The 17,339-nt window shown below is 73.0% G+C and carries 13 protein-coding genes; 6 read left to right on the forward strand and 7 right to left on the reverse strand.

Annotated elements, in window-relative coordinates:
• Window positions 1-34: 34 nt before the first annotated feature.
• Window positions 35-439 carry a winged helix-turn-helix transcriptional regulator gene (locus WMF11_RS43610; protein WP_437974963.1) on the reverse strand — a complete coding sequence of 135 codons (405 nt, stop codon included), beginning with the start codon at window positions 437-439 and terminating at the stop codon, window positions 35-37.
• A 142-nt stretch (window positions 440-581) separates the two neighbouring features.
• On the opposite strand from WMF11_RS43610, the gene WMF11_RS43615 reads away from it, so the two are divergent.
• The gene (locus tag WMF11_RS43615) at window positions 582-1,712 is read left to right on the forward strand and encodes an alkene reductase (RefSeq protein WP_437904998.1); all 1,131 of its coding nucleotides are present in this window, start codon (window positions 582-584) and stop codon (window positions 1,710-1,712) included.
• Window positions 1,713-1,895: 183 nt separating this feature from the next.
• Window positions 1,896-4,844, forward strand: coding sequence for a HEAT repeat domain-containing protein (locus tag WMF11_RS43620; protein ID WP_437974964.1), 2,949 nt, complete (start codon window positions 1,896-1,898; stop codon window positions 4,842-4,844).
• Between the two features lie 85 nt (window positions 4,845-4,929).
• Here the strand turns inward: WMF11_RS43620 and WMF11_RS43625 are convergent, their stop codons facing one another.
• From WMF11_RS43625 to parA, 3 genes are all read right to left on the reverse strand, one after another.
• Window positions 4,930-5,352 carry a response regulator gene (locus WMF11_RS43625; protein WP_272102242.1) on the reverse strand — a complete coding sequence of 141 codons (423 nt, stop codon included), beginning with the start codon at window positions 5,350-5,352 and terminating at the stop codon, window positions 4,930-4,932.
• Between the two features lie 105 nt (window positions 5,353-5,457).
• The gene (locus tag WMF11_RS43630) at window positions 5,458-6,138 is read right to left on the reverse strand and encodes a hypothetical protein (protein WP_437974965.1); all 681 of its coding nucleotides are present in this window, start codon (window positions 6,136-6,138) and stop codon (window positions 5,458-5,460) included.
• Window positions 6,089-6,811 carry a ParA family partition ATPase gene (gene parA / locus WMF11_RS43635; protein ID WP_437974966.1) on the reverse strand — a complete coding sequence of 241 codons (723 nt, stop codon included), beginning with the start codon at window positions 6,809-6,811 and terminating at the stop codon, window positions 6,089-6,091. The genes WMF11_RS43630 and parA overlap by 50 nt, the downstream gene beginning before the upstream one ends.
• Window positions 6,812-6,992: 181 nt before the next feature.
• Between parA and WMF11_RS43640 the strand changes: the two genes are divergently transcribed.
• Window positions 6,993-8,129 carry a DUF4419 domain-containing protein gene (locus WMF11_RS43640; protein WP_437974967.1) on the forward strand — a complete coding sequence of 379 codons (1,137 nt, stop codon included), beginning with the start codon at window positions 6,993-6,995 and terminating at the stop codon, window positions 8,127-8,129.
• A gap of 547 nt (window positions 8,130-8,676) precedes the next feature.
• On the opposite strand, the gene WMF11_RS43645 is transcribed toward WMF11_RS43640, so the two are convergent.
• The 3 genes from WMF11_RS43645 to WMF11_RS43655 form a co-directional block, all read right to left on the reverse strand.
• Window positions 8,677-9,234 (reverse strand): flavin reductase family protein, encoded by a 558-nt coding sequence (locus WMF11_RS43645; protein ID WP_437974968.1) that lies wholly within the window; start codon window positions 9,232-9,234, stop codon window positions 8,677-8,679.
• Between the two features lie 132 nt (window positions 9,235-9,366).
• Window positions 9,367-9,858, reverse strand: a complete 492-nt coding sequence (locus WMF11_RS43650) for an N-acetyltransferase family protein (RefSeq protein ID WP_437974969.1) — start codon at window positions 9,856-9,858, stop codon at window positions 9,367-9,369.
• A 60-nt stretch (window positions 9,859-9,918) separates the two neighbouring features.
• Window positions 9,919-10,215, reverse strand: a complete 297-nt coding sequence (locus WMF11_RS43655) for a MafI family immunity protein (RefSeq protein ID WP_437974970.1) — start codon at window positions 10,213-10,215, stop codon at window positions 9,919-9,921.
• A 439-nt stretch (window positions 10,216-10,654) separates the two neighbouring features.
• Between WMF11_RS43655 and WMF11_RS43660 the strand changes: the two genes are divergently transcribed.
• The 3 genes from WMF11_RS43660 to WMF11_RS43670 all read left to right on the forward strand — a co-directional run bounded on the left by WMF11_RS43660 (window position 10,655) and on the right by WMF11_RS43670 (window position 17,301).
• Window positions 10,655-11,893, forward strand: a complete 1,239-nt coding sequence (locus WMF11_RS43660) for a PAS domain S-box protein (RefSeq protein WP_437979392.1) — start codon at window positions 10,655-10,657, stop codon at window positions 11,891-11,893.
• A 138-nt stretch (window positions 11,894-12,031) separates the two neighbouring features.
• Entirely contained in the window at window positions 12,032-16,129 is a 4,098-nt protein-coding gene (locus WMF11_RS43665; protein WP_437974971.1) for a hypothetical protein, read from the forward strand.
• Window positions 16,126-17,301 carry a UDP-N-acetylmuramate dehydrogenase gene (locus WMF11_RS43670; RefSeq protein WP_437974972.1) on the forward strand — a complete coding sequence of 392 codons (1,176 nt, stop codon included), beginning with the start codon at window positions 16,126-16,128 and terminating at the stop codon, window positions 17,299-17,301. The genes WMF11_RS43665 and WMF11_RS43670 overlap by 4 nt, the downstream gene beginning before the upstream one ends.
• Window positions 17,302-17,339 lie beyond the last annotated feature (38 nt).

The raw sequence follows: 17,339 nt of genomic DNA on the forward strand, positions 1-17,339 counted from the left end.
CCGTCACGCCACCTGCGTGGACGCTACGTGGACGCTACGTGGATGACGCCCGCGCGCGCTTCGCCGCCGGTGCGGCCCGTGCCGCCCGTGCGGCGCGCTTCGCCCCCCCGCCGCGCGCCGCGCTCACCGCGAGCCGCTCTCCCCACCGCGAGATGGCCTGCGCCACCTCGCCGAATCCCCGGCCGGCGTCGGTCAGCTCGTACTCCACGCGCACGGGGGGCCCCGGCAGGACGCGCCGCACCACGAGGCCCAGCGCCTCGAGCTCCTTCAGCCGGCTGGAGAGCATCCGATCGCTGATCGCGTCGATCCGCTCGCCGATCTCGCCGAAGCGCAGCGCCCCCTCCTCGAGCGTCGCAATGATGAGCCCGTTCCAGGGCTTCGCGAGCACGTCCATCGCGACCTGAAACTTCTCGCAGAGGTGCTGGCACGCGTGCTTCATGTGTCGTCCCAGACACCAGAATGACCTATCCACTTCCAAAAGGGAAGTGACTTGACATCGCGCAGTGCAGATTCATGATGCCCGCCGAACGGATGCCACTTCCCTTTCGGAAGCTACATCTTCTTTGCAAGGAGCATCGATCGTGACCACCGCCAAAGACCTGCTCTTCAGCCCCTTCGCGCTCGGCCCCCTCTCGCTGCCGAACCGCGTCGTGATGGCGCCGCTGACGCGCTGCCGCGCGGGAGAGGGCAACGTGCCGACCGAGCTCAACGCGCGGTACTACGAGCAGCGCTCCTCTGCGGGCATCATCATCACCGAGGGGACGCAGGTCACCCCGGAGGGCGTGGGATATCTCCGCACACCCGGCATCCACACGGACGCGCAGGTCGCCGGGTGGCGGCTCGTGACGGACGCGATCCACCGGGCAGGGGGGCGCGGCTTCCTTCAGCTCTGGCACGTCGGGCGGGCGTCGCACCCCTCGTTCCAGCCGAACCGGCAGGCGCCCGTCTCATCCTCGGCCGTCGCCATCCGCAACGGCCACGCGTACACGCCCGAGGGCCCGCAGCCGTACGCCGCCCCGCGCGCCCTGGAGACGGGCGAGATCGCCGGCGTGGTCGCGCAGTTCGAGGACGGGGCGCGCCGGGCCAAGGCCGCCGGCTTCGATGGAGTCGAGATCCACGCGGCGAACGGCTACCTCATCGACCAGTTCCTCCGGAACGGCGTGAACCAGAGGACGGATCGGTACGGCGGCTCGGTCGAGAACCGGGCGCGGTTCCTGCTCGAGATCACCGAGGCCGTGACGGGGGTGTTCGGCGCCGACCGGGTCGGCGTGCGGATCTCGCCGCTGGGCGAGTTCAACGACATGAGCGACTCCGATCCGAGGGCGATCTTCGGCCACGTCGCCGCCGAGCTCTCGGCGCGCAAGGTCGTCTACCTGCACGTCGTGGAGCCGCTCTCGGGGCAGGCGCTCGACGCCGCGGCGCGGGTGACGCCCCTCCTCCGCGATCGGTTCCGCGGCGCCCTCGTCGTGAACGGCGGCTACACGCTGGAGACCGCGGAGGAAGCGCTGCGGACCGGCGCGGCGGATCTCGTCTCCTTCGGCGCGCCCTTCCTGGCCAACCCCGATCTTCCGGAGCGCCTGTCGCGCCGCGCGCCGCTCAACGCGCCCGACGTCGCGACCTTCTACTCCGAGGGCCCGCGCGGCTACATCGACTACCCGCGCCTCGGCGAGGCCGCGGTGGGGCGCGCCGGCGCCGGCGCACAGCTGGCCTGACGGCTGAGGGCCCGATCCCACGATCCGATGGCCTGATCCGGCGGAGGCGGGCGGAGGCAGCAAAGAGCTCCCGCGCCGCCGCCCGTGATAGCCTTCCAGGCCGATGCCGGCCGCCCATCCGCTGCTCCCGAACGACGAGATCCCCACGGCGCCGCGCCCGGCGCGCTCGCCCGCGGAGGCGCCGTGAGCGCGGCCCCGGGCGACGTGAAGCGCATCGGGGCCGGCGAGCTCCGGGCGTTCATCCAGGACGCGGGAGAGCTCAAGAAGGGCACGCTGCTCTACGACGGCGGGCAGCTCCTGAACCTCGCGCGCTACGAGAACAAGCTGTTCTGCGACGCCAAGGGCTCGGGGGCCTCGCCTTACAAGGTGTCGCTCGTCTACAGCGACGCGCCGGCGCCCGCGTTCAAGGGGCGCTGCTCCTGCCCGGCGCGGACCTTCAACACCGCGTTCTGCAAGCACGCGGCGGCGCTGCTCGTCGCGTGGGCGCGCGCGCCCGAGTCGTTCGCCGTGAGCGAGGCGCCGCCGCCCGGCGCGCCGGGCGGCGACACCGCGCGCAAGAGCGTGAAGAAGGGCAGCGCGGACGCGCAGGCCATGATGAAGTCCGGCGTCGAGCAGGTCGGCACGCTCGTGCGCGAGCTCGGCGTGTCCGGCGTCGCGACGATCGGGGGCGACCGCATCGAGCAGATGGAGAAGCTCGCCGAGGCGCTCCGGGAGAACCGCCTCCGGCGCCTCTCGGCGCGGACGCTCGACCTCGCCGCGCTGCTCCGCGGGCAGGCCGCGGGGGGCCGGCAGGCCCGGGGCGCCCCCCGCGGCGCGCTGCCGGCGGTCGCCTACGCGAACGTGATGGCCGATCTCCTGCTCACCGCCCGCAAGCTCGAGAAGCACCTCGCGGGCGAGCCGCTCGACGACCGCCACGTCGAGGAGCTCGTCGGCAAGACGTGGAAGGCGTCCGACAGGAAGCCCGCCGGGGACCTCACGCTCGTCGAGTACGCCTTCTCGACGCGGACGACGAGCGACGATTTCGTCATCCGGGAGAGCCGCTTCATCGACCTCGAGTCGGGCCGCCACGTCAGCGAGAAGCAGATCCTCCCCGTGTTCCTGGCGAAGCGGACCGAGCCGAAGCGGAGCTTCGCCGGCGAGGTGCTCGCCGGGGCGCGGGCGACGACCTACCCGGGCTACCCGCCGCTCCGCGTCGACTTCAGCGATCTCGGCGACAAGCGCCCGCTCGACGCCGGCGCCCTCGAGGCCGTGCTCGCGCGGGCGCTGCCCGACGTCGGCGCGGCGCTCGCGGCGCTCCAGGAGCACCGCAAGGACGTCTTCGCGCCCGACCTCGTGCCCGTGGCGGTGCTCACCGACACGCTCTTCGCGCGCGGCGCGCGGCTCGCGGCGGTCGACGACAAGGGGGAGGCGCTCCACCTGCCCGACGACCCGGCGCTCGAGGAGCGGCTCGCCGGCTCGCTCCGCGACGCGCGGCTCCGCGCGCTGCTCGGGGACGTCGGCATCGACGCCGCGCTGCCCACGCTGTGGCCGCTCGCCGCCGTCGTCGAGGGGCCGCTCGGCCTGGAGCTGCGCCCTGTCCTGGATCAGGGGCTCGCCGCGCGGGGCGGGCCGCTCGAGGGCTCCGCGTGGAACGCCGCCGCCCGCGAGGCGGGCGCGTCGCCCGCGGCCATCGCGCTCGGCGAGGTCCGCGAGGAGCTCGCCGAGGCGCTCGTCACGGGCCTGACAGGGCTCAGCGCGCGCGCGACGGACCCGCTGGCCGCGCGGCTGCGCGACCTCCGCCTCGAGAAGCAGGCCGCGCTGCTCCAGGCGCTGCCGCAGCGGCCCGAGCCGGCCGATCGGCTCGACGACTTCATCAAGCTCTACCAGGTGCTCGAGATGGCGCTCGTCCGCCTGGCCGGCGCGACGCAGATCGACCGCGCCTCGACCGAGCGCGTGCCGACCTACGAGAGCGTCGCCGTGGCGCGGCCCGACGAGACGCTCTCCCCGGACGAGGTGGCGCGGCGGCGCGCGGCGGGCGCGATGAACCGCTACGTCGCCGCGGTCCACCACGCGCGCTACTACGCGTCGCTGCCGGCGAGCGAGCTCGTGGCGAGCATCTTCCCGATCTGGGCGGACGGCACCGCGACGCCGACCATCGCGAGGACGTTCGCGCCGCTCGGGGCCGAGGCGATCGCCGCCGCGGAGAAGGCGCTCACGGTGAAGGCGGGCCGCGTGGCGAAGCTGACGGCGGTGCGGGTGCTGCAGGCGGTCGTGCTGCACGGCGGCCCGGCCCGCGCCGAGGCCACGGCGATGCTCGGCAAGGTCGCGGAGCACGCGAAGGACGCGGGCCTGCGGGCGCTCGCCCGCGACGCGCTCGACGTGATCGACGTCACGCACGCGGCGCCGTCGGGCGGGCCGGGGAACGACGCCGTGCGCGCCCGGCGCGCCGCGCGGCTCGGGCGCGTGCACGAGCTCGCGAAGACGCTGGGCGCCGCGCCGACCAAGGAGGAGCGGCTCGAGGCGCTGAAGGCGCTCTCCGAGCTCGGCGATCTCGCCGCGCTGCCGGCGTTCCGCCGCGCGTTCTACGCCGACGCCTCCCGCGAGGTGCGCGAGGAGGCCGCCTACGCGCTCGCGCAGCTCGGCGACGTCGAGATGGTCGAGACCTTCGTGCGGATGCTGGCGAGCCGCGGCGTGGACGAGCGGGAGGCGAAGATCGCCGCGTACGCGCTCGGCTTCCTCGGCGACGTCCGCGGGCTGAGCGAGCTGCTCTCGGCCTACGCCGACGGCTACAAGCCCGGCATCGTGGCGGACGCGATCCGCGCGTTCGGCCCCGTGGCGCTCACGCCGCTCGTGGACCTCATCGAGGCGCGGCCGGAGCTCGCGAAGCGCGCGGCGGCGCTCGACGCGCTGAAGAAGATGGACGACACCGCGGTGGCGGCCTGCCTCGTCGAGCGGATCGAGGCGCGGCGCGGCGACGCCGATCTCGCCGACAAGGCGCCGCTCTACCTCAAGCTCGCGGACGTGCACGCGCACAGCCGGCGCGAGGTCGCGACGGCGCTCATCTCGGCGCTCTCGAGCGCCCCCGGCAAGGAGGCGCAGGCGGCCGTCAAGGCGGCGCAGAAGGCGCTCGGCGTCGTCAAGCGCAGCAAGTAGCGCGGTGTCTCCCGGAGAGCGTGAGCGCGCGCGCCGCGCGGGGCGCCCCTCGCCACGACGAGGATCGGAAAGCCGATGTGTTTCGCTACGGTAGCTCCACAAGTCTCCAGTACTTGTTGAGCGCCGCCATGAGCTCGACGAAGCTGAGGAACGTGACCGGCTTGAGGAGATAGCCAGCCACGTTGAGGTTGTAGGCTCCCACCTTGTCGCGGTCGTCGTTCGATGTGGTCAACACGACGACCGACGTGGCCCCGAGCTCTGGATCGGCCCGCAGCTCGCGCAGGAACTCGATCCCGTTCATCTTGGGCATGTTCAGGTCGAGCAGGATGAGCCGTCGTTCGACCGGGACGACACCGCTGCGCAGCATCTCGAGGGCCTCGACGCCGTTCCCGGCGACCCAGAGGGGATTCGAGATGTTGTTCCGCTTGAACGCCCGGCGGACATTCATCACGTCGACGTCGTCGTCTTCGACGAGGAGGATGTTCAAGAGTTTTTCTTCGACGTCCATTGTCTCCTAGGTTCTCATTGGCGAGATGGACGTGAACGTCAACTCCCTGCGAGGCGGCCGCGCCAGTCAGGTGCGATAGGGGCGGCGTCGATGCGCGCTGGTCGGTCAGCTCGCCCGCGGCCGCTGACGCCAGAGCGTCATCAGCACCCGCCCGACCTGGACCACGCGACCGACCCGCCCTTTCGGCCCGGTGTCCGCAGGACGGAACGGTTCGGTGCGGTAGCTCGCGCTCGGAGGCGGCGCCTCGCGGGGAGCGGCGGCCTCAGCCGGGGCCGCGGAGACGGACGCCGGCCCGAGGCGCTTGTCGAGGTGGACCTCGACCGCCTCGCCGACCAGGTTGCTCATGTCGCGGTCGTTTTCGATGCAATGGAGCAGCAGCCGATCCGCGAGCGGATCGGGCAGGTAGACGGTGACCGCGCGCCGGGAGCGGCCGTCGTTCCCGAGGAGCACCGGCGGGCCGGCGTGCGGCTCCGAGGTGGTGGCGAGCGCATGGGGCCCGGCGGCGGCCTGGGGCCCGGCGGCGGCGCTGGCTGCCTGCGGCGCCGTCGCCGCGAGCGGCTCTGCGCCTGGCCGCGCCTCCGGTGCTCGCTCCTGCGGCGCCTCCTGCGCTCGCTCCTGCCGCGCCTCGACGGGCTCCTCGCCGTCGTGCGCGCGCTGATGGGCGGCGGGCTTCGACCTCACGACGTCGTCTGCCGCTTTGCCGCCTTCGCCTCCCGCGACGAAGGCGTCGGCCTTTTCAGGCGACGGCGGCTTTCGTAGCGAGACCGCGACTTGCTTTTTGGCCATGGTGAAGCTTCTCCAGTTCTTCGAGAAGGTGGGTGATCTCTTTAGCCGCGGCGTCCCGCGGTGCGTAGCCCGTCACCCCTTGCCCGCAGGCGAGGGACTCCTGGTAGGCGATGCGATAGCCGAGCTCCGTGGAGAGCACCGGCAAGCCCGACGTCTCGAGCACCGCGCGCGCCGATTTGCCGAGCGCCGTGCGGCCTTGCTTGCGCGTGATGAGGATGCAGCCCTTGAGCGCGCTCCGCAGCGCGGCGGCCTCGCGGAACACCTCGAGCGCGGCGGTGAGGGCCCAGGCGTCCGCGGCCGTGGGGCCGCAGGGGTAGACGGCGATGTCGGCGACCATCAGCGCCGATCGCGCGATCTCGCCGTGGCGCGGCGGGCAATCGATGACGGTGAGATCGTACGCGGCGGCGACTTCCGGCAGCTGTCCCGGCTTGTGCATCGAGGCGCCCATGGCCATGACGGTCGGCGTATCGTGCCCCGCCTCGGCGGCCACGTCGCCCCACGTGCGGACGGTCCCCTGGGGATCGGCGTCGACGAGCAGCACACGCCGGCCGCTCGCCAGCGCGGCCACGGCGAGGCTCACGGCCGTGGTGCTCTTGCCGATCCCACCTTTCTGTCCGGTGAGCGCGATGATCATGATAGACCCCCCTAGCAGAACCTTCGCCGGGCGGTCCACTTTCTTGCAAGCGCGGACAGGGCTTCTACCGAGCCGTCCTGAGGGGAATTCCCGACGAGGACGTTGATTTCTCGGTGCTGTCGGCGGGTTGGCCGGCACATCGCAGGAGGTTGTTCAGCTCTCTATCCGGCGGGAGCGCCTCGACGTGGAGGTGTCGTCGATGCGCAGGTAGGATGCATCGATGTCAATCACCTTCGCCGTGTCCGAGGTCGAGCGGCCGCATCAGCTCATGCAGGTGCTCGATCGCGCCAAGGCGATCCCGAGCTTGCTCGGCGGGGGTGAGCGAGCCGCGCCGGGGCAGCGGCGAATGCCCTGGGGCAGGCCGCGACCTCCCGTGGCGCGCATCGAGGCGTTCTCGCCGAGCGACGCGCCGCTGGTCTCCGCGACCGATGCCAACGCGCTCGCGCACGCGGCGCACGATGCATTCTACCTTCACTACCCGCTGGTTCTGTCGCCGGATGCCGTGTGGCTCTGCCTCGCGCAGGGGTTCGCCCACCATGTCGCGCTGAACGCCGAAGCGCTGCGCGGGCGGTTCGTCCGTCATCAGGGGAAAGAGAAGCTCGTCGTCGTTCGGCCCGACTTCTTCCTGGGCCAGCCCAATCCATGGCCCGAGGCGTTCACCGCGTTCTCGGAGCAGATCGCCGCGCACGTCGGCCGCCTGCGCGACCTGATCGTGGCCGACTTCTCGACGACCGGCGCCGTGGAGCGCGCCGCCTCGGAGGTCGTCCTCATGGACGCGTTCCAGCCCTACTTCGAGTACGAGATGATGGCGGGTTGCGGCATCCCTGCGATCACGCTGCTGGGCAGCGTCGACGACTGGAAGAGCGTTCGCCGGCGCGCCGCGATGCTGTCCGAATTCGGCCTGGAGGCCTGGACCGACGCGCTCCTCCCGGTGCTCGACGAGGTCGTCCGCGCCGCCGAGGGGCACGTCGACCCAGGCTTCTGGCGCTCGTTCTTCCGCTACCAGAGCGGCTCCGGGCCGAGCGAGCTGACCGGCTGGATCCTCGTCCTCTTTCCCTACCTCAAGACGTTCGATCGGAACGGCGAGCGCATCGAGCCGAACCCGTACTTCGGCCGGTGGGAGCAGGCGCTGCGCGCCGCGGAGAAGCGCACGGACTGGAGTTTCAAGCCCGAGGGACCGAGCCTCCTGCAGATCCCGAGCTCGATCTCCAGCGCCCCCGTCAGGTTCGTCGATGTGCGCGACGGCACGGAGCACCCGTTGCGCTTCGTCGCAGGGCTCTTCGGCGTCACGCAGGAAGCCGCGACCGGCGCGCTCGCACCCGAGTTCGGCTGGGCGATCGTCCACGACGACGGCTGAGACCGTTTATGCTCGAGCAACCGCGTGGAACGCTACCGAATCCGCGGAGAGCGAAGCTCACGGTATCCGTGTCAAGCGTGTAGCGGAGCGTCATCTGAACGGATCCCCTATGCCCGTGACTGGCTCCTGTGGCGGCCGCTCGATCTCATCCGGCCAGGCCCCAAGGCAGGCACGAAAGCTCGAAGGCCACTCGTCGATTGGCTCCAGGATCAAGCGGCGTCCCTCGCGACGTACGAGCACCTCGCCATCGGGGAACCGGCAATCTTTCGGAAGCCTGACAACTTGGCTTCCACCGATTTGAAATACTTTCGCCCTGCTCGTGCCCATGGCGTGAACAGTATATACATTTACATCTACTTGCGCACGTGTTCGGCGGATCCCGACCGGAGCGAGCAGGCCAGCGCCCCGCACCGAGCGTCCTCCTTGTGCCTTCTTCCTGGCACCGTCCCAGCGCCGCAACCAGCACCGCACGCGCCCGGCCGAGAGTCGGCCCCGGTCGACACGGACGCGCTCCGGCCTGCCGTCTTCGTCTATAGCGCCTGGCGAGCTACAGGTTCTCCGGTTTGAAGAGTCTCCGGTAGCTGACGTTGCGACCGGACACCATGAACACCCCGTCGCCGCGGTAGTGGACGGTCGTCGGATAGCGTGGCGACGTCGCGACGTGCGCCTTCACCACCTCGAAGACGAACAGGCTGAAGCGCTTGACGGCGCTCGTGTCGACGAGCTTGCACTCGAAGCTCGCATAACACTCGGCGATGAGGGGCGCGCCGACCTTCGTCGCCTCAACGGCGGTGAGCCCGAACTGCTCGAACTTGTCGACCTCGGACCCGTGGCTGTGCCCTATCCCGATGACGACGCGCACGAGATCGGCCGTGGGTACGTTGATCACGCACTCCTTGCTGCGCCGCACCATCTCATGGCTATCGTTCTGGTCCCAGAGGAAGCACCCCACGAGGGACGGCTCCTGCATCATCACCATGTGCCAGCCCATCGTCATGATGTTCCGCCGGCCCTTGTGCGCAGAGCTCACAAGCACCACAGGGCCCGGCTCCAGGAAGCGCCGGACCTTGGCCACCGGCAAATCTGCCTTCTTGTAGGTGTTCATGCGATCACCCGACGCACGGACGCACTACGAGCAGGCTGGATCGTTGCCTGCATGGCGGGTCGGCAGCGGCCTGCTCGGCGCCAAAGCGCATTGTGCCATGCACATCGCGGGCGGCAACGTCGGCTGGCGAGATCAGAGCTTGCGGTACATCCACACGCTGGGGATCTCGATGTCGAACCCCGCCTTCCGGTACGCGCGTCGCGCCGGAGCGTGGCTCGGATCGCCGCCGGTGCCGACGGTGGCGACCTTCATCCCGGCCTGCTTCAGGCGCGCGGCCGCGAAGTCATACATCGCCGTGCCGATCCCCTTGCCTGCCTGCGCGGGGTCGACGGCATTGAGGCCGATCTCGCCGACGAGCGTCTCCGGAGCGAGCCGAAGGGCCACGAAGCCGACGACCGCGTCGCCGGATTGCGCCACGTACAGCTCCCAGCCCGAGTCGGCCGCCATCAGCGACGTCAGCAGCCCTTCCTGCGCTTCGTCGTCTCGCCGCTGCGCCAGCTCGTAGAGCTCGTCGCCGAGGATCGAGCGGAACGACGCGAACACGGGCGCGAAGGCCGCGCGCCGGATGTCCTGAAGGCGGGCCGCGTCCTCCGGATGGGCACGGCGAAAATGGAGCTCAGTCAATTGGCTTTCCTCCTGTACGGCGCCATGCACGAGCGCGGCGCTCGTGAAGCTTCATGCGGACTAACCCTCATGGGAATTCTGCGCTCCGAGCGACGGGAAATATCCACGGAGCCACTTCATCCTCGAGCTCTCGGCCCATCCCATCGCGGCCATGGCGCGCTCGATGGCGTCAAACTGCGCTTGGTCGACCGGGAGATCGAGGTCGCCGACCCAGTCGATGACATGCTCCATGGCGAGCCCCCACTCCCCGTACCGGTGAACCCAGTCGTGCGCATCGCGGAAGCGCTCTGGGGGGAGAACGTCCTTGAAGGACTCAAGCGCGACAGCGCACAAGGCTTGGATCTCTTGCTTCGTCACAGGTCGACGACCTCGATCTGTTGAATGTAACCGTTCACGGATGAGCACGCCAGGCTGGGTTCGCGAGGAGGACGGATGGGATGGACGTGGAGCGGCTCCTCGTCCCCGCTCTCATCCGATGGAAAGGGCTCTTCACACCCAGCCGTCGTGATTCAGGACGTGCGTGCAGATGATCGGCGTAGCGATGTGCCGGTGCCCGAGCAGCCGCCTCGATCGTCCGCAACTCCTGATCAGCCTCGTGGAGGTGCGTGGCGAACCCACGCCGGAGGTCGTGGCCGTGCACCCGCTTCGAGCGCCTTGCCTCGAAGGGCTCGACCCCCCAGGGCGGCCCAACGAAGTTCATCTCACAAGCTCAGCTCACCCTTCGTCCTCCCTGCCGGCCTCCCGTCGGTCGTCCTCGACACCGGCAGCCGGCCCCGTTTACCTTGGACGAAAGATGATGAGCACCGTGACCGCTCCCGGTTCCCCGGGCCTCGCCGCGAGCTACATGAGGGCTGTCCGCAGCGCGCCTTTCGCGGTGATCGAGTGCGCCGGGGAGCTCGACGATCTCGTGGTCGCCGAGTGGAACGCCGGGGCAGAACGCATCTTTGGATATACCGCTGACGAAGCGGTGGGCCGCCGCCTCGCGGACACGATCGTGAGCGAGCCGGACGCCAGGACCTTCGGGCGTTCGCTCGGGCAGGAGAGCGCCCCGCACCGCTGCACCCATACCCGCAAGGACGGGCGCGCCGTCGTGTGCGAGTGGCGGGTTGCGCCCGTGCTCGACGACGGCGGCGAGCCGATTCGGCTGCTCTGCTTCGGGCAGGATGTCACGGAGCAGGTCGAGGCCGTCGAGAAGCTCAAGGAGAGCGACGTGATCCTCCGGGCCATCCTCGGCACCGTGGACACGGCCGTGACCCGGATGGATCGGGAGGGAGTCTGCACCTTCCACGAGGGCAAGACGCTCCCGTCTCTCGGCCTCAGGCCGGGCCAGTTCGTCGGAATGAACGTGTTCGACGAGCCTCCCGCGCCGATGGACATGGAGCCGATGCGAAGGGCGGTCCGGGGCGAGTTCGTCCGCACCCGCGTCGAGGCGTACGGGATGGCCTGGGAGACGTGGATCATCCCGCTGACCGACGAGCGCGGGGAGCGCAACGGCGCGGTCAGCTTCACGCAAGACGCCACGGAGGCGAAGCTCAGGGAAGACGAGCTGAAGGCGCGGCTCGACCTCATCGAGCGCCAGCAACAGGTGATCCGCGATCTGTCGACGCCCATCATCGAGGTCTGGGACAGCGTGCTGACCCTCCCCATGGTGGGCGTCGTCGACAGCAGGAGGGCCGCCGACGTGATGGACGACCTCCTGGCCGCCATCGTGGACAAGCGGGCCCGCTTCGCGATCCTGGACCTCACCGGCGTCGAGGTCGTCGACACGAAGACAGCGAGTTATCTCATCGAGCTCATCCGAGCCATCCGGCTCCTGGGCGCCGAGGGGGTCATCACGGGCATCCGGCCCAACGTGGCGCAGACGATGGTGTCTCTCGGGCTCGATCTGTCGGGCATCGCGACCGTCGGAAACCTCCGCGCGGGCCTGAAGCTCTGCATGCAGCGCGTGGCCGCGGGCGGCGCGGCGTCGAACGGCGCGCCGCCGCGCGCCCCCGGGGGCGCAGCGCCGAGGCTCCCGGGGAGCGGCGGGCGCTGAGGTCCAGGACACGAGGCGGGCCTCGGAGGTCGGGCAGATCGCGGCGGCCTGCGGAAGTTCACCTTTGCGTCGGCAATCCCAGGCCCGTAAGGAACGGCGGACAGGCACCGCGCGCGCGGCGCCGTGGAGACGCCGATCGTGACCACCCACCCCCGCAGCCCCAGGAGCGGCGGCCAGCGCCCCGGGAGCCCTCGCCTCGCCGAGCGCCCCCTCGTCGCTCGCCGCCCCCTCCTCGTCGCTCGCCGCGCCGCCCTGGCGCTCTCCCTCGCGCTCGCCGCCGCCGCGCCCGCCGCGTGCGCCCCTCGGGGCGCAGCATCGCCGCTCCCCGCCGACGCGCCGCTCCCCGCCGCGTTCTCGGCCGCGCTGGAGGCCGAGATCACGAGCTCCGCCGCGGCCGCGACGTACCTCGACGCCCTCGACCGCGCCGTCGAGGCGCCGAGCGACGACGGCGCCCTCGCCACCGTGATCGCGTCGCTCGACGCGCTCGTCTTCGGCGCCGGCACCGCGGGCGGCCCCGATCCCGACGCCGCGGCCATCGCCTTCCGCTCGCGCGAGGCGCTCCCCGAGGTCGCCCGCCGGCTCCAGCGCGCCTGGGCGTTCGCGGACGTCGACGGCCGCGGCGCGCCGGAGATGCCGTTCGTGCGCGGCGCGCTCGCGAGCGCCCTCCACCGCATCGCCCTGTTCGTCGGCGACGAGGCCGCGGCGGCGACCTGGAGCGCGCGCCGCGGCTGCGCGGGTGAGGCCGCCCTCGTCGGCCCGCTCGACGCGGCGCCCCTCCACGGCCTCGCCCGGCCGTCTCCCGTGAGCTCCGCGCCGGGCGCGCCGCTCGCCAGGGCCTACCCCGGGCTCGCGCCGTTCGCGCAGAGCGCCTCGCCCATCGTCGTCCGCGCCGACGCGTGCGCCATCGACATCGACGCGGTGAGCGCCCTCCAGGGGACGCGCGCCGTGGTCGTCGACCTCCACAACCCGATCGCCCAGCGGGTGAGCCTCGCGCTCGCCTCGTCGTCCGCCGCCGTGCTCGAGGTGGGCGGCGTGCCCGCCCTCCACCGCGACTACGCGGCCGGCGGCGCGCAGGTCACCCGCTTCGCGACGGTCGAGGCCCAGCCGGGGACGCTGCGCGTCGTCGTGCGCGTGGCGCAGAAGGGCGACGGCGACGCCATCGAGCTCACCGCGTGGGGCGAGAACGGCCTCCCGCTCCGCGCCCGCGCGCCGCGCCCCGGCGCCGCCGCGACCGCGTCCGCGTCCCGGCCCGCCGCGGTCAGCCTGGCGCCGGCCCCGGCGTCGCGCGGCGCCGCCGGCCAGCGCCCCGGCGCGGCGAACGTCGAGGTCGCTGCCGCGGCCCTGCTCGCCCTCGGCGACGCGCGCGCGGCCGAGCACCTCCTCGACCCCGACGGCGACGGCCGCCTCCACCAGAGCGACGCGCGCTCGCCGGCCGCCGCGCCGCCCCCGGCCACCGCCGCGCCGCCCCCGGCCACCACCGCGCCGCGCTCGCCGCGCCTCGACCTGCTCTACGCGAGGGCCATCCGCCGCGTGGGCGACCTTCCCGAGGCCGAGGTCGTCGAGCGCATCCGCGCCGCCGTCGATCGCGTGCTCGCCGCGTGGCCCGCGTCCTGGGAGGCGCGCCTCTACAAGGCGGAGCTCGCCGAGCGCCGCGGCGGCCGCGGCGAGGGCACCATGGACGCCCTCCGCGAGCTCGGCGTCCGGGTCGCGCCCCCCGGGCCGGCCGGCTTGGGCGCGCCCGCCGTCGCCGACGCCGATCGCATGGTCCTCGCGGAGCTCGCGGTGGTCGCCCGCCGCGCGAACGTCACCGACGTCGCCGAGGCCGCCTACGCGAAGCTCGCCGCGGCGGCGCCCGGCTCGACGCTGCTCGCCGTCGTCGACGACCGCATCCACGGCCGCGCCGGCGTCGACGCGGTGAAGGCCGCCTGCGAGGGCGGGCTCGATCGCTCGAGCGCCGCGTGCCTCGGCGCGCTCCTCGACGCGAGCGACCGCGACGCGGTCCTCGCCGAGATCAAGCGGCTGCGCCGGCTCCGCCGCGCGCCGGACGCCCTGCGCGAGGTCGAGCTCCGCGAGCGCGTCGCCCGCGGCGACCTGCGCGGCGCGCTCGCCGTGTACGACGCCATGCCGCCGGGGCAGCGGGTGATGCTCGAGGCGCTCGGCCTCGCCGCCGGCCGCGGCGACGCCCGCGCCGTGCGGGGCCGCCTCGCCCGCGACCGCACGACGGCGCGCGACACCCCCGCCGGGATCGGCCCCATCACCCGCGCCCTCGGCCTCGCGCCGGACCCGGCGCCGGCGCTCGAGGCCGAGGGCCGCAAGCTCGTGCTGGAGGACCAGCAGAAGGCGTTCCTCCCCGGCGCCGCGACCGCGGTGCTCCGCCACGTCGAGCGGTTCACGATCTCGCCCGACGGGCTCGTCCACTACGTCACGTACGACCTCCGCCGCGTCTCCGGCACCACGGACGTGGCCCAGGGCGCGGCCACCTACGGCCCGCTCATCGAGGGCCGCGCCATGCCGCGCCTCCTGCGCCGACGCATCCACAAGCGCGACGGCCGCATCCTCGCGCCCGACGCGGCGTCGAACGCCGCGCAGGACCAGAGCGACCTCTCCCAGCTCGAGCAGGGCGACTACGTCGAGCAGGTCACCGAGGGCCACGCGCTGCCGGGCGACGGCGGCCAGCTCGTCATCGACACGTGGGACCTGCTCCCCGAGCGCACGAGCGTCCGCGAGGCGACGATCGAGGTCAGCCGCCCGACGTCGCTCCGGCTCGCGCTCTGGTCGCACCCGCTGCTCGGCGCCGCGGAGCAGCGCGCCGAGGGCGCCTCCACGATCAGCGTCTGGCGCATCAAGGACCAGCCGCCGCGGCGCATGGAGGACGGCGTGCCTCGCGTGGAGATGGGCGTCGGCGTCAGCCTCGGGACGCAGACCTGGGGCCACGTGGCCGCGGCGCTCGACGAGAACATCCGCGCGCTCGAGGACCGCGACCCCACCATGACCCGCTGGGCGCGGGAGGCCGCGGGCGCCGACCGGACGCCGTCGCCCGCGCTGCTCGAGCGCGTCGTCGCGGCCGCGGGCAAGGCGGTGAAGGTCGCCGGCGGCGTCGAGCTCTCGGACATGGCGGCGCTCCTCGGCGGCGGCCCGCAGCGCACGACGGCGCGCGCGATGATCGAGCTCGGCCAGGGCAGCCGGTCGTGGGTCGTCTACCGCGCGCTGCGCGAGCTCGGCGTGCGCGCCGATCTCGCGATCGCCGAGACCGAGCCGTTCAGCTCGTCGGCGGACTTCCCGCCGCACGCGGGGCGCTTCCGCCACCCGCTCGTGATCGCCCGCCTTCCGGGCGGCGACGTGTGGATCGACGCCGACGTCGAGGGCCCGCCGCTGCCCCCCGGCCGCATCAGCCCCGAGCTGCGCGGCCGCGCCGCCATGCTGCCGAGCGGCGAGCTCGTCACCGTGGCCGGGACGAGCGGCGAGACCGGCGACGAGGTCGACCTCCGCCTGACGGTCGACACGCAAGGTAACGCCTCGGGAACGTTCACGATTCTGCTGCACGGGCGGGCGGCGCAGGCGCTCTCGGAGGCGTTCGAGACCGTGGTGGGCACGGCGCGGCGCGAGATGCTCCGGGGCGTCGTGCTCGGCTGGCTCCCGTGGGCCGACGTCGAGGACGTTGTCGTCTCGTCGACGGAGGGCTCGTGGGAGGTCGCGCTCCGCGCCACCGTGACGATCCACGGCTTCGCGCAGCCGGCGGGCAAGGACGCCGCGGCGTGGACGCTGCCGGGGCTGGAGCCGGTGCACCTCGTGTTCCCGCGCGCGTACACGAGCACGCTCGGCGCCTCGTACGCCTCGCGGGGGGCGCGCAAGAGCGCGCTCGCGATCGAGACCGCGCTCCAGTACCACGTGCGCCGGAGGATCGAGCTGCCCGAGGGCTACGCGGTCGCGCGCGCGCCCGAGGGCGTGCGCGTCGAGCACGCGGGCCTCGCGGCGTCGCGCAAGGGCAGCTACGGCGCGGCGATCGAGGAGGACTTCGCGCTGAGCTTGCCGACGGGGACGGTGTCGATCGACGAGTACAAGGCGTTCGTCGAGCGGGTGCAGGCGGTCGACAGCGGCTTCATGGCGGGCATCCGGGTGGCGCGGCCGGCGGCGCCGGCGCGGCCCTCTGGCGGCGCGCAGGGGCCGGGCGCTGTCCGCGGCACGCGGCCGCAGGCGCCGGAGAAGCGGCCGCAGGCGCCGGAGAAGAAGCCGTGAGCCTCGACGTCCGCGAGTCGGTCCCGCTGGCCCCGCTCACGACGCTCGGCGTGGGCGGGCCGGCGCGCTACTTCGCCGAGGCCGCCGATGAGGCCGCGGTGGTCGAGGCGTTCCGCTTCGCCGAGGCGCGCGGCGTGCCGCTCTTCGTGATGGGCGGCGGCTCGAACCTGCTGGTCGCGGACCGGGGCGTCGACGCGCTGGTGCTGCGCGTGCGCCTCCGCGGGATCGAGCTGCTGCGCGGGCGCGGCGAGGACGGCGGCGGAGAGACTCGCGGCGGCGGGGTGGACGGTGGCGGCGGAGAAGCCGGGCGCGCCCTCGTGCGCGCGGGGGCGGGCGAGGCGTGGGACGACCTCGTGGCGCGCTCGGTGGCCGAGGGCTGGGCGGGCGTCGAGTGCCTGTCGGGCATCCCGGGCGACGTCGGCGCGACGCCGATCCAGAACGTGGGCGCGTACGGCCAGGAGGTCGCGGAGACGATCGTCGAGGTCCGGGCGATCGATCGCGCGACGGGGGCGGCCGTGGTCCTCTCCGGTGCGGACTGCGGCTTCGGCTACCGCGACAGCCGGTTCAAGCGCGCGTGGCGCGGGCGGTACGTCATCACGGCCGTCACGTTCGCGCTGCGCCCGGGGGGCGCCGCGACGGTGCGCTACCCCGAGCTCCAGCGGGCGCTCGCCGCGCCGGCGGGTGGCGCCGCGCCGCCGCTCGGCGAGGTGCGCAGCGCGGTGATCGCGCTCCGCCGCGCCAAGTCGATGGTGCTCGATCCGGCGGACGAGAACGGCCGGAGCGCGGGGTCGTTCTTCATGAACCCGACGCTCGCCCCCGGCGCCGCCGCGGCCGTCATCGCGCGCATCGAGGCGGCGGGCGTGCTCGCGCCCGGCGAGGCGATCCCGCGGTATCCGGCGGACGGCGGCCGGGTGAAGCTGTCCGCGGCCTGGCTGATCGAGCGCGCCGGCTTCGCGAAGGGGACGCGCCACGGCGCCGCGGGCATCTCGACGCGCCACACGCTCGCGCTGGTGAACCGCGGCGGCGCCACGGCGGAGGAGCTGCTCGGCCTCGCGCGGCGCGTGCGGCGCGGCGTGCTCGATCGGTTCGGCGTGGCGCTCTCGGCCGAGCCGGATCTGGTGGGGTTTGCGCCCGGCGAGATCGACGATCTCGTCAGCGGCGCCCACCTGTAAGAGGGGCCCCGGGCGACCGAGGACCCCTCCTCGACAGC

It is taken from the genome of Sorangium sp. So ce295, from assembly GCF_051527405.1.
GTDB lineage: Bacteria > Myxococcota_A > Polyangia > Polyangiales > Polyangiaceae > Sorangium > Sorangium cellulosum_B.